Source organism: Chryseobacterium echinoideorum, assembly GCF_007474535.1.
In the GTDB taxonomy this organism is placed as follows: domain Bacteria; phylum Bacteroidota; class Bacteroidia; order Flavobacteriales; family Weeksellaceae; genus Chryseobacterium; species Chryseobacterium echinoideorum.
The window spans coordinates 72,569-84,779 of the sequence record NZ_VKNW01000010.1 but is presented as its reverse complement, the minus strand read 5'-3'; the positions used below and the strand labels follow the sequence as shown (position 1 = coordinate 84,779).

Here is a 12,211-nt window from a genome sequence, read left to right as displayed (position 1 = left end):
ATATTGCCTTTTTGAAATCATCAAGATATCTTATAGTTTAATAAGTTACTTAGATAAGTAAATAAAAAACCGGACTGAAAAGCCCGGTTTTGAAATTATTTTTTAATCAATCCCAACTCAATTAATCGTTCATGTAAAAATTCACCGGCTGTTGTATCTTCATACAGTTTGGGATGGTTTTCATCAATACAGTTTTCAAGAGCATTCAGTGACATTTCACTTACAGGATGCATGAAAAAAGGTATAGAGTATCTTGAAGTTCCCCACAGTTCTCTTGGCGGATTTACCACTCTGTGAATGGTAGATTTTAGTTTATTGTTGGTGTGTCTGGATAGCATATCTCCAACATTAATCATCAGTTCATCTGGTTCTGCAATCGCATCAATCCATTCTCCTTTATGATTTTGAACCTGAAGCCCTTTTCCCTGAGAACCCATCAAAAGAGTGATGAGGTTAATGTCTCCGTGTGCAGCAGCTCTTACAGCATCGTCCGGTTCTTCCGTAATTGGCGGATAATGGATAGGTCTTAAAATAGAATTTCCTTCTGCAATTTTATCATCAAAATAAAACTCATCAAGACCAAGATATAAAGCTAAAGCTCTCAAAACATATTTTCCTGTCTTTTCGAGCATCTGGTAAGTCTCTTTACCTACTTCATTGAATTTTGGAAGCTCTTCAACCGTTACATTGTCAGGATATTGACTCTTATATTTTGAGTCATCCGAAACGTACTGTCCGAAATGCCAAAACTCTTTCAAATCTCCTTTTTTAAATCCTTTTGCGGTTTCTTTTCCAAAACCCACGTAACCTCTTTGTCCTCCAATTCCCGGAATCTCATACTTTTGTTTGGTTTCTACGGGAAGATCAAAAAAGTTTTTCACCTCGCCATACAATTCACTCACAAGCTTATCATCCAGGAAATGTCCTTTTAAGGCAACAAAACCAATTTCTTCGTAAGCTTTTCCGATTTCATTTACAAATTTCTGTTTGCGTTCCGGGTCACCCGAAAGGAAATCACGCAGGTCTACACTAGGTATTTTATCCATTTTATAGAAATTTTACGTGATGCTAATTTACATCATTTTTGAATTAAATCATTTTAGAATTAAGTATTTATAAGTTAAATTTGCTTTATGAAAAAATATTCTTCCAAGCGAAGTATTCAGGTGCTTGCCAATCTTCTTCAGCAATATGGTATTGTAGATGTTGTTATTTCTCCGGGATCCAGAAACGCGCCATTGGCAATTCATTTTTCAGAGATGGATGCATTCAACTGTTACAGTATTGTAGACGAAAGAAGTGCAGCATTTGTAGCTCTTGGAATGGCAATGAGTGAGAAAAAACCGATGGCAATTACCTGTACAAGCGGTTCTGCGGCAGCAAATTATTATCCCGCAGTTACAGAAGCTTTTTACTCTAATATCCCCTTGCTGATTTTAACAGCAGACCGACCTACGGATTACGTAGATCTTTTCGATGGGCAAACCATTCGCCAAAAGAATCTCTTTCAGCAACATTCTTACGGAGACTTTCAGTTGGTGGAAGACTCCCAAGAAAATGCAGAAGACATCAATTCGGAAACGATCAAAAAAGCGATTGAGCTTTGTTTTGAAAAAATGGGTCCGGTTCATATCAATATTCCGCTGGAAGAACCTTTATATGATTTGGTTTCAGAACTTCCTGCTTTTCCGGTAGTGGAGAAAACTATTAAGCAAAAAGACTATGAAATCCCTTCAGATCTTATTGCAGACTGGAACATTTCACAGCGGATCATGATTTTGGTGGGAACAAGAAATTACAGCCCGGAACTTGAAAATCAACTGTCGCAATTGGTGAAAAATCATTCTGTGGTGGTTTTAACGGAAGTGAATTCTAATCTCTATCACGAAAAATTTTTCAGACATATCGACCGTTATATTTTCGGTTTTACAGAACAGGATTTCAAAACTTACGCTCCGGACTTATTAATTACTGTAGGTCAAAATGTAGTTTCCAAAAAGGTAAAGCAATTTCTGAGAGCTGCAAAACCTAAACAGCATTGGCATCTTGACGAAATATGGCAACCTGATACTTATTTTTCTCTGACGCAGAAAATTGAAACAAAACCTGAAGTTTTCTTCTCAAAATTGCTGAATTTTATTAACCTCGAACCAAGACCTTTTTACAACCTTTGGGATGTATTAAGAGATAAAAAAGATAAGAAACATCGTGATTTTTTAAATTTAATTGAATTTTCAGATTTTTATTTTTTCAACCGTCTTTCAGAAAGTGTTCCGGAGAACTATAATTTACATTTCAGCAACAGCTCGGCAATTCGGTATGCACAATTATTTGACTTCGGAAAAAGAAAAGTCTATTGCAACAGAGGCACCAGCGGAATTGACGGGTCAACGTCAACAGCAATGGGTTTTGCCATAAAAAATCCAAATCCGACCTTGTTAGTGACAGGAGATTTAAGTTTTTTTTATGATATTAATGGTCTTTGGAACCAATATATTCCGCCATTCACCAGAATTATTATTTTTAATAACGGAGAAGGAAATATTTTTAAAATAATCCCCGGTCCGGGAAATGCCAATTCAAATACTGTGGACGAATTTATCTCAACCAAACACCAAAAAAATGCTGAGTTTTTAGCAAAACATTTTGGATTCTCTTATGTAAAGGTGGATGATGACGGAACACTCGACCGTGTTTTAACAAACTTTTTCAAGCCGGATGTTCAGCCTAAAATTCTTGAAGTCAATACTCAAGGGAAAACCAATGCAGATACACAAAAAGCTTACTTTAATTTTCTGAAAGAGATATAATTATTGTTGATGATTAAGCTCAAGAAGAGGATCAATATATTCCCTGTCGTTGCTTAATCTCGGAACTTTGTTTTGTCCGCCAAGTTTTCCTTTTGATTCCAGCCAGCAATAGAAAAGATTGGGTTTTGCAATGTGTACAACAGGTTTATTTAGGGTAATATTGTTATATCTTTTGGCTTCATAATCAGAATTAACTGATTTTAAATGACGGTCAAAAATATCAGTAAAAAGGTCAAGATTTTCCGGTGGTTTACTAAACTCAAAAATCCATTCGTGGGCACCGCTTTTGTTTTCTTTCATAAAAATAGGAGCACCGGTAAAATCGGTCACAGAAGAATTGGTCTCTTCACAGGCTTTGGTAAGGGCAGATTCTACATTGGTAATCATAAGTTCCTCACCGAAAGCGTTGATGTAATGCTTTGTTCTTCCCGTAATTTTTATTCTGAAAGGATCAAGAGAAGTAAAAATAACAGTATCTCCAATTAAATATCTCCAAAGTCCGCCATTGGTGGTAATCACCATAGCATAATTTTTCCCGATTTCCACGTCTTCCAGAGAGACAACTTTCGGATTGGAACGATGAAACTGATCCATCGGAATAAATTCATAAAAAATTCCGTAATCCAGCATCAGAAGCATTTCGTCACTATTTGATCTGTCCTGAATCCCGAAAAATCCTTCGGAAGCATTATAAATTTCATAATAATTAATGTTTTTTCCGATGATTGGTTTGTATTGGTCTTTATAAGGTTTAAAACTGATTCCACCATGAAAAAATACTTCCAGATTAGGCCATAGCTCAGAGACGCTGTTGACGTTCGTTTCTTTTAAAACTCTTTGCAAAAGCACCATCATCCAGCTGGGAACGCCCAGAATACTTCCCACATCTTCATTTTTCACTTCAGCAACAATAGCATTCAGCTTACTTTCCCATTCGCCCATCAGCGAAACTTTTTTGCTCGGAGTGGTGGTGATTTCTACCCAGAAAGGAAGATTGTCAATCAAAATTGCTGAGAGATCACCGAATTTTGTGTTGAAATCTGCATACAACTCGGAACTTCCGCCTAAACGCAGGTTTTTGTTGGTGAAAAGCTGGTTTTCGGGATGATTGTTGGCGTAAATGGAAACCATATCTTTGCCCGCTTTCAAATGGCAGTATTCTAAACTTTCGGAAGAAATAGGAATAAATTTGCTTTTTGCGTTGGTAGTTCCCGAAGATTTTGCAAAATGTTTGATATATCCGGACCAGCTTATATCTTTTTGTCCTTGTCTGGCTTTTTCGATGTAAGGTTCAAAATCCTCATAAGTGACTACCGGAACTTTATTTTTAAAATCCTGATAGCTCGAAATAGAATTAAAACCATATTTTTTGCCATATTCCGTATCTTCTGCATGAAACAATTGAGAGAAAAGTATTCCTTTCTGAGTTTCTACAGGATACTTCATGAAATTCTGAATCTGATCAATTCTTTGACGAATAAACCAGTTGACGACGGTGTTGAAAAGTGCTTTGGTTGCCATTACGACAAATATAATAATATTTGAATTTCCTGCGCATGCTTTCCTCAAAAAAACCGCTACAAAATTGTAACGGTTTGATTTATTTTAAGTGCTGAAATTTAGCAGTATTCATTATAAGCTGCCTGAAGGTTAGCTGCAATAGCACCTGCAGGATTTCCTTCGATATGATGTCTTTCCAGCATGTGAACCAATTCTCCATCTTTGAAAAGAGCTACACATGGCGAACTTGGAGGAAACGGTGCCAAGTGTTTTCTTGCTTCTGCAACTGCTTCAGTGTCATACCCTGCAAAAACGGTTGTTAAGTGATCGGGTTTTTTGTCTCCTGTTAAAGAATATACAACTCCTGGTCTTGCCGCTCCTGCTGCACAACCGCATACAGAGTTGATTACCAAAAGGGTAGTTCCTGATTTTTTTAAAGCATCTTCTACCTGTGACGGTGTTGCCAAATCTTCAAAACCTTTATCTGTAAGTTCAGCCTTCATCGGCATTACTAAATCTGTTGGATACATTTTTTATAAGTTTTATTATTGCAAATTTACAAATTTTCATTTGCTTTGGATAATTAATATTAACTATTAGAATGGTATAAAGAAAGAATAAAGTACTGAACTGTTATGAATTATATATAAAATTTTCATTAAATATTTATCATAATACCACATATATTGAAATTATTTTATTAAATTTGAAATGATTCTGAAAACGATTTCCATGAAAAGAACTTTATTAATTAAATTGTAGGAACATTTGAGTTCTGATAACATTGTAATTTCCCTCCGCTTTACCAATGGTTTTTATTTACAGTTTTTAGAATTACATGGAGAACATTGGCAAAGATATTTACAAAAAAACCCGAACAGATGTTTCGGGTTTAGTTATATTTCAGATGTTTATTTTCTAGGTAAACCTTTTTTTAAGGCATAGTTGGCTCTTTCGACAGCTTTTTTCTCTTTCCAGTCCATATATTTTTTCTTGAATCTTGCTTTCATAAAATTATCCAGATTTCTCTGAATAGTCAGATTGTAAAGAGATTTGGTCTTCACTGCCCATGATTTATCCCAGGCACGAAGAGAAATAGAAAAGCTTCCATCTAAGTATTTCATCCAGTGCCACCATCCTGTAGGCATAAACAAGGTGTCCCCATGCTCCAAAAAGCATTCAATCCCTTCAACACCGTCCAATGCCGGAAATTTTTCAAAATCAGGATTTGAAATATCAAAATCTTCAAGGGCATAGGTTGCATATGGTAATTTGTATAACCTGTCTTTCCATTTATAGTCAAAAAGCAGAATGTGTTTTCTGCCATTAAAATGAGTGTGAAAGATATGTGCTAAATCTATATCATAATGCAAAAATGTCACAGACCCTTTTCCTCCAAAGAACATAGAAGGAAATTTATCCAGAAAACCTCCCATCAATTCTTTAGGTGAGATATAGTCTTCCAGAAGCTTGTTTGCCTTTTTAATAGGATCAAAAAAGAAAATTCGTAAATCGGTAGGCTCTCTTTGAATGAGATCTATGTAATCTGCAAATTTCATTTCTGAAGTAGGAGCATTAATCGGAGCGGCAGGATCTGCTTTGGAGCTGTCATATAAAGGAACAGTGACATCACCTACGACCTCTTTCATGTATTCCATCGTCCATTTTTGATAAGCTGGCCACTTTCTTGCCATGTTTCTGATAACCAGTGGTTTTCTCGGCTTGAGATATTTTTCAAAGAAATCTTCTTTCGAAATATCATCTACTATATCAATAGGTTTTAAAATAACCCCCATTTCGTATAAATTTTATGTTACAAAAATATTAAATAAATAAATATCCGAGCTTGTTTAAGATGTTTTTAATCTATGAAGATTATCACTTTTTATTTACTTTAAAATGATGATCATTATGAAAAACTATTTTTGATGGCTCTAATTTTCGGTCTTAAAATAGAATCTGTACCCGGAAATTGAAAACATAAGTTTTTATAAGAAAACTACGGAATTAAAACTTTATCACCACCAAATTTAGGATCCACGCCAAACACAAGATCCCAGTAAACTTTAGATTTTGCAAGATATTCTCTGAGATTTGTTTTTAAACCAGCATATTTATTGACATTTTCAGCATTATAGCCGTACGCTTCAATACCGTTTTTTCTGGCAAGAAAGACTGCTCTTTCGTTATGAAATTTTTGCGAAATGATAATCAGTTGCTTCTGACCGAAAATTTCTTTGGCTCTTACTACCGAATCTAAAGTTCTGAATCCTGCAAAATCAAGAAATATTTTATCCTGTGGAATTCCATACTGCATCAGAGCCTGCTGCATATCTTCAGGTTCGTTGTAATCTTTCCTGCTGTTGTCACCGCTTACGATGATGTATTGAATTTTCCCGCTTTTATATAAGTCTGCCGCCGCTTTTATACGGTTGGTGAAATACGCATTCGGATAACCGTTACTCAGTGTTTTGCTTGTTCCTAAAAGTATTGCAGTTTTAGTTTGCGGAATCGGTGAAATGGTATCATATAGAAAAGGTTCGGTACTTTTTTTAATGCTGTAATTAGCAAATACAACAAAAATAAATCCTGCCACAAAAAGAAGCAGGAAAAATTTTAAAAAGTTTTTCAGTATTTTTTTCATCTTGTGAGGATATTTTAGAATTCCAATCCGTTTGGAAATGCTTTTTTCCTGAAAATTAACAATAGTGCAGCTCCTACAGTGATTGCAGAATCGGCAATATTAAAAATATATTTAAAAAACTCAATGTGCTTTCCGCCAATCAGAGGCCAGCTTTCAGGTACATTCCAGTCTACAATAGGAAAATGCAGCATATCTACCACACAGCCTTTCATAAACGCAGAATATCCTTCGCCGAAAGGAACCAATTTGGAAACTCCGCCATAGCCGATCCATCTTCCGGTATTTTCATCAAAGACGGTTCCGCTGTCGAATATTAAACCATAGAACATTCCGTCGATTAAATTTCCGATGGCTCCTGCGAAAATCATAGCCATTGGAATCAGGAGATAATTAGATTCTCCTCTTTTCAGCCATTTTTTAAAGAGATAGATCATTCCGCCAATCAGAAACAAACGAACAATCACAAGAAAGTATTTGCCAATAATTCCTCCGAAGTGAAAGCCATACGCCATTCCGGGATTTTCAACAAAAGTTTTATTAAAAAAGCCATTAATTACGGGAATGCTTTCATTAAGCTGGAAATTTGTTTTCACATAAATTTTAGAAGCCTGATCTATCAATAAGATAAGAAAGGTTACCAAAGCAATCTTCTTCATTACAGTCCTTTTGGTTTTGAAGGTTTATTTATTTTTTCGTTTTTCTTATCAATTACTTTTTTAATCGTTTTCTGATTGTGAAAAGTATTTTTGGTGTGAAATTTTTCATATTTAATTCCCATTTCCTTCAATACGCTTTTGAGCGCATTCATTTCCATAGAATTTTTGGTGTGTACGATGATAGATTCCATTGTTCAATTTTAAAATTATTTACGGGAAAGTTCATCAAGTCTTTTTCTCTCTTTTGCAGAGAGGTCATTGATTCCGTTTTTACCCATTTTACTAAGAAGTCTGTCTATTTCCTTCTCTCTTTCGCGCTTGTCAGAATTAAATTTATCGTCAATCGTGTAATTTTTCTCCTTTTCAGGAAAAAACCTCTGCTTTAGTTTTTCTCTGTTAAAAAACACCAAAACTGCAGCAACGATCACGACTAAAATCAAAAACTCATTCATAGTTATAATTAAAAAATAGGTTTATAAAATGCTGTAAAAACATTATATAAACCCAATTAATTATTTACAAAAATAAGATAAAATAATTATCTCTGCATATTTTTAGCTTCAATACTTAGTGTAGCGTGCGGAACGGCAAGAAGCCTTTCTTTCGGAATCAGCTTTCCGGTCACTCTGCAGATGCCGTATGTTTTGTTTTCAATCCTGATCAGCGCATTTTTCAGATCACGTACAAACTTCTCCTGTCTTCCGGCAAGAATAGAATTCTGTTCTTTACTCAATGTTTCAGCACCTTCTTCAAAAGCTTTGAATGTAGGTGAGGTATCATCTGTGCCATTATTCTGGTCATTAATGAAACTCTCTCTGATCAGCTGAAGATCTCTCTCAGCTTTATCTATTTTTTCTTTAATTACTTTTTTAAATTCCTGTAAATCAGCGTCGCTGTATCGCACTCTTTCGTCTTGCATGGCTCTTTTTCTTTTTAATAAAATTATAAATTGGAATTTGAAAAAACAACAATTAAATATTAATTTTTTTCAACATTCACTTTAAAATTTTGGTCATCAATGTCGATTTCGTTAAAATTTGAAAGTGAAGATACAACTTCTATTTTGTTTGACAACACCTCAGATGAAATATATTCTTCATTTTGTCTGATTTGTTCAAGATAAGGATTGTTTTCTTCCAAAATGATGCTGATTTTATCTGTTAATTCAAAATCTTTTTCTTTTCTGATATTCTGAATTCTGTTGATAAACTCTCTTGCGATCCCTTCAGATTTTAATTCATCTGTCAGCTTCAAATCTAATGCCACAGTTGTTTTTCCGTCAGAAGTTACCGTCCAGCCCGGAATGTCTTTTGTAGAAATTTCAACATCGGCTGTTGTAATTTCATATCCCTGAATATGGATGCTTCCATTTTTTTCTAAAGAAGCAATCTGCTCTGCTGAAAGGTTATTGATTTCATTACCAACAACTTTCATGTCTTTTCCAAGTCTCGAACCTAATGTTTTGAAGTTCGGTTTAATCTGTTTTACAATTAAATGAGATGCTTCTTCTGCATTGATTAATTGCAATTCTTTAACATTAACTTCCTGTTTAATTAATTCTGCTACTGCTAAAATCTGTTCTTCAGTTTTAGAATCCAAGACAGGAATCAATACTTTTTGTAACGGCTGACGAACTTTTACGTTTTCCTTTTTTCTCAATGAGAAAACCATACTTGTGATGTTTTGCGCCAAATGTGTTTTTTCCACCAAATCCTGGTCAATTAAACTTTCATTCACAACAGGGAAATCTGTTAGATGTACAGATTCATTGCTGTCTTTTCCTGTTACTTTATTCAAATCCTGATACAATTGATCCATAAAGAACGGAGCAATTGGTGCAGATAATTTAGCAACCGTTTCCAGACAGGTATATAAAGTCTGGTAAGCTGAGATTTTGTCATCAGAATAATCTCCTTTCCAGAAACGTCTTCTGCACAATCTTACGTACCAGTTACTTAAATTATCATTCACAAAAGTGCTGATTGCTCTTGCCACTTTTGTCGGTTCATAATCTTCGTAGAATGCTTTTACTTCTTTAATTAAAAGATTTAATTCAGATAAGATCCAACGGTCGATTTCCGGTCTGTTTTCAATTTCTTTTTCAGAATAATTAAATCCGTCAACATTCGCATATAAAGCGAAGAATGAATAAGTATTGTATAAAGTTCCGAAGAATTTTCTTCTTACCTCATCAATTCCTTCGATGTCAAATTTCAGGTTTTCCCAAGGATTTGCGTTTGAAATCATATACCAACGCGTTGCATCCGGTCCGTAAACTGCAAGAGTTTCAAACGGATCAACTGCATTTCCGAGGCGTTTGGACATTTTCTGACCGTTTTTATCCAAAACAAGTCCGTTACTCATCACATTTTTATAAGCAACTGAATCAAACACTGCTGTTCCGATCGCGTGAAGTGTATAGAACCATCCACGAGTTTGGTCAACGCCTTCAGCAATAAAATCTGCTGGGAATGCTTTATTGTTATCAATTAATTCTTTGTTTTCAAAAGGATAATGTAATTGTGCATAAGGCATCGCTCCGGAATCAAACCAAACATCGATCAAATCGCTTTCACGGTTCATTGCTTTTCCTGAGTCTGAAACTAAAACGATTTTATCAACGATGTTTTTGTGTAAATCAACCAAAGAATAATTTTCTTCAGACATATTTCCGATTTCAAAACCTTTGAACGGATTTTCTGTCATCAATCCTGCAGCGATAGATTTCTCAATTTCATTATATAATTCTTCTACAGAACCGATGATTTTTTCTTCTTTCAGATCTTCTGTTCTCCAGATTGGCAATGGGATTCCCCAATATCTTGATCGGGAAAGATTCCAGTCGTTTACATTTTCAAGCCAGTTTGCGAAGCGACCTTCTCCTGTAGATTTCGGTTTCCAGTTGATGGTTTCGTTGAGTTCTACCAAACGGTTTTTCACCTGAGACATTTTCACAAACCATGAATCAAGCGGATAGTACAATACAGGTTTATCGGTTCTCCAGCAATGTGGGTAGCTGTGAACATATTTCTCTACTTTGAAAGCTTTGTTTTCTGTTTTCAGCAAAATGGCAAGTTCTACATCCCAAGACTTTTCAGGAGCAGTTCCTTCATCGTAATATTCGTTTTTAATATATTTTCCTGAAAATAATTCAGGAATATTTTTTCCTTTAATAAATTTACCCTGCAAATCAACAAGGGGAACCAGATTGTCATTTTCATCTTTCACCAACATTGGCGGAACTCCGTTTTCTTTAGCAACTCTTGCATCATCTGCACCAAAGGTAGGAGCGATGTGTACGATACCTGTACCGTCTTCCGTTGTTACGAAATCTCCGATAATCACTCTGAATGCCTTCTCAGGATTTTCATTTGGGGTAAACCAAGGAATTAATTGCTCGTATTGAGTTTCGGCTAACTTTTCTCCGGTAAATTCTTTTAGAATCTTATAGGGTATAGTTTTGCTGTCTGAAGTATAATTTGACAAATCTTCATCAGTTCCTTCTACGAATTTTTTACCGAAATTTTTCTCCAATAAAACTCTTGCTAAAACAACGGTTATAGGCTCAAAAGTATATTGGTTGAAAGTTTTCACTACAACATATTCAATATCTCTTCCTACCGCCAAAGCTGTGTTTGAAGGTAAAGTCCACGGAGTTGTCGTCCAAGCTAAAATGTTTACATCTCCGTCAACATCGTTGAATAATTCTGAAGAATCTTTTTTAACTTTAAATTGGGCAACAATTGTAGTGTCGGTAACATCACGGTAAGTTCCCGGCTGATTTAGCTCGTGAGAAGAAAGTCCGGTTCCTGCTTTTGGAGAATACGGTTGTATTGTGTAACCTTTATACAACAATTCTTTGCTGTACAATTGCTTTAGCAACCACCAAACGGTTTCCATGTATTTTGATTTGTACGTGATATATGGATCTTCCAAATCTACCCAATATCCGATTTTCTCGGTAAGGTTGTTCCAAACATCCGTGTAGCGCATTACTGCTTCACGACAAGCTTTGTTGTAATCTTCAATCGAAATTTTTTTGCCAATATCTTCTTTTGTGATTCCAAGTTCTTTTTCAACTCCTAATTCTACGGGAAGTCCGTGCGTGTCCCAACCTGCTTTACGGAAAACCTGCTTTCCGTTCTGCGTTTGGTAACGACAGAAAATATCTTTCAATGCTCTTGCCATAACGTGGTGAATTCCGGGCATTCCGTTGGCTGAAGGCGGTCCTTCGTAAAACACAAACTCAGGATTTCCCTGACGTGTTTCCACACTTTTTGCAAAAGTGTCATTTGCTTTCCAGAACTCCGAAACATTTTCGGCTACGTCTATAAGATTGAGGTTTTTATATTCTTTAAATTGGCTCATTGTAATTTCTCAATTTCGTTGATTAATTAAGTTGGCAAATTTAGTGAATTTTAACGGTTTATAATATATGTTTATTTTGATTGCTTTTTTTAAAAAAACACAAAAATTCAAACATTTTTTGAAGTGAATCATAACTGCTTAAAACAGCTCCTGTTTTAGTTTTAATTTTTAATGAATGAAATGATATTTTTGTGGGATAAAATTTTTCTGTCATTTGGCTTCTAACTTTTAAT

General features: G+C 35.2%; 11 protein-coding genes. 1 reads left to right on the top strand and 10 read right to left on the bottom strand.

Going from position 1 to position 12,211, the window contains the following annotated elements; translation table 11 throughout:
- Window positions 1–95: 95 nt before the first annotated feature.
- On the bottom strand, window positions 96–1,046 hold the full coding sequence (locus tag FOL89_RS13660) for an isopenicillin N synthase family dioxygenase (protein ID WP_144283359.1): 951 nt from the start codon (window positions 1,044–1,046) through the stop codon (window positions 96–98).
- Window positions 1,047–1,133: 87 nt separating this feature from the next.
- Between FOL89_RS13660 and menD the strand changes: the two genes are divergently transcribed.
- A complete protein-coding gene (gene menD, locus FOL89_RS13655) occupies window positions 1,134–2,810 on the top strand; it encodes a 2-succinyl-5-enolpyruvyl-6-hydroxy-3-cyclohexene-1-carboxylic-acid synthase (protein ID WP_144283358.1) in 1,677 nt (558 codons plus the stop codon).
- Here menD and FOL89_RS13650 read toward each other — a convergent pair whose 3' ends face one another.
- The 9 genes from FOL89_RS13650 to ileS form a co-directional block, all read right to left on the bottom strand.
- The gene (locus FOL89_RS13650; protein ID WP_144283357.1) at window positions 2,811–4,331 is read right to left on the bottom strand and encodes a GH3 auxin-responsive promoter family protein; all 1,521 of its coding nucleotides are present in this window, start codon (window positions 4,329–4,331) and stop codon (window positions 2,811–2,813) included.
- A gap of 98 nt (window positions 4,332–4,429) precedes the next feature.
- Entirely contained in the window at window positions 4,430–4,840 is a 411-nt protein-coding gene (locus FOL89_RS13645; RefSeq protein ID WP_144283356.1) for a BrxA/BrxB family bacilliredoxin, read from the bottom strand.
- A 381-nt stretch (window positions 4,841–5,221) separates the two neighbouring features.
- On the bottom strand, window positions 5,222–6,106 hold the full coding sequence (locus FOL89_RS13640; protein WP_144283355.1) for a cupin-like domain-containing protein: 885 nt from the start codon (window positions 6,104–6,106) through the stop codon (window positions 5,222–5,224).
- A 203-nt stretch (window positions 6,107–6,309) separates the two neighbouring features.
- Window positions 6,310–6,954: a SanA/YdcF family protein gene (locus FOL89_RS13635; RefSeq protein WP_144283354.1), complete on the bottom strand. Its 645-nt coding sequence runs from the start codon at window positions 6,952–6,954 to the stop codon at window positions 6,310–6,312.
- Window positions 6,955–6,968: 14 nt separating this feature from the next.
- Window positions 6,969–7,610 carry a lipoprotein signal peptidase gene (locus tag FOL89_RS13630; protein ID WP_144283353.1) on the bottom strand — a complete coding sequence of 214 codons (642 nt, stop codon included), beginning with the start codon at window positions 7,608–7,610 and terminating at the stop codon, window positions 6,969–6,971.
- The gene (locus tag FOL89_RS13625) at window positions 7,610–7,801 is read right to left on the bottom strand and encodes a hypothetical protein (RefSeq protein WP_144283352.1); all 192 of its coding nucleotides are present in this window, start codon (window positions 7,799–7,801) and stop codon (window positions 7,610–7,612) included. Before FOL89_RS13625 ends, FOL89_RS13630 begins: the two co-directional genes overlap by 1 nt.
- A gap of 15 nt (window positions 7,802–7,816) precedes the next feature.
- A complete protein-coding gene (locus FOL89_RS13620; protein ID WP_144283351.1) occupies window positions 7,817–8,062 on the bottom strand; it encodes a DUF6576 domain-containing protein in 246 nt (81 codons plus the stop codon).
- Between the two features lie 86 nt (window positions 8,063–8,148).
- Entirely contained in the window at window positions 8,149–8,529 is a 381-nt protein-coding gene (locus tag FOL89_RS13615; RefSeq protein ID WP_089741706.1) for a TraR/DksA family transcriptional regulator, read from the bottom strand.
- Window positions 8,530–8,588: 59 nt separating this feature from the next.
- Window positions 8,589–11,978, bottom strand: a complete 3,390-nt coding sequence (gene ileS / locus FOL89_RS13610) for an isoleucine--tRNA ligase (protein ID WP_144283350.1) — start codon at window positions 11,976–11,978, stop codon at window positions 8,589–8,591.
- Window positions 11,979–12,211 lie beyond the last annotated feature (233 nt).

What these genes read in the sequence shown, in the direction of transcription:
- FOL89_RS13660 (WP_144283359.1), bottom strand. Translation starts at nt 1,046, where the DNA reads ATGGATAAAATACCTAGTGTAGACCTGCGTGATTTCCTTTCGGGTGAC.
- menD (WP_144283358.1), top strand. Translation starts at nt 1,134, where the DNA reads ATGAAAAAATATTCTTCCAAGCGAAGTATTCAGGTGCTTGCCAATCTT.
- FOL89_RS13650 (WP_144283357.1), bottom strand. Translation starts at nt 4,331, where the DNA reads ATGGCAACCAAAGCACTTTTCAACACCGTCGTCAACTGGTTTATTCGT.
- FOL89_RS13645 (WP_144283356.1), bottom strand. Translation starts at nt 4,840, where the DNA reads ATGTATCCAACAGATTTAGTAATGCCGATGAAGGCTGAACTTACAGAT.
- FOL89_RS13640 (WP_144283355.1), bottom strand. Translation starts at nt 6,106, where the DNA reads ATGGGGGTTATTTTAAAACCTATTGATATAGTAGATGATATTTCGAAA.
- FOL89_RS13635 (WP_144283354.1), bottom strand. Translation starts at nt 6,954, where the DNA reads ATGAAAAAAATACTGAAAAACTTTTTAAAATTTTTCCTGCTTCTTTTT.
- FOL89_RS13630 (WP_144283353.1), bottom strand. Translation starts at nt 7,610, where the DNA reads ATGAAGAAGATTGCTTTGGTAACCTTTCTTATCTTATTGATAGATCAG.
- FOL89_RS13625 (WP_144283352.1), bottom strand. Translation starts at nt 7,801, where the DNA reads ATGGAATCTATCATCGTACACACCAAAAATTCTATGGAAATGAATGCG.
- FOL89_RS13620 (WP_144283351.1), bottom strand. Translation starts at nt 8,062, where the DNA reads ATGAATGAGTTTTTGATTTTAGTCGTGATCGTTGCTGCAGTTTTGGTG.
- FOL89_RS13615 (WP_089741706.1), bottom strand. Translation starts at nt 8,529, where the DNA reads ATGCAAGACGAAAGAGTGCGATACAGCGACGCTGATTTACAGGAATTT.
- ileS (WP_144283350.1), bottom strand. Translation starts at nt 11,978, where the DNA reads ATGAGCCAATTTAAAGAATATAAAAACCTCAATCTTATAGACGTAGCC.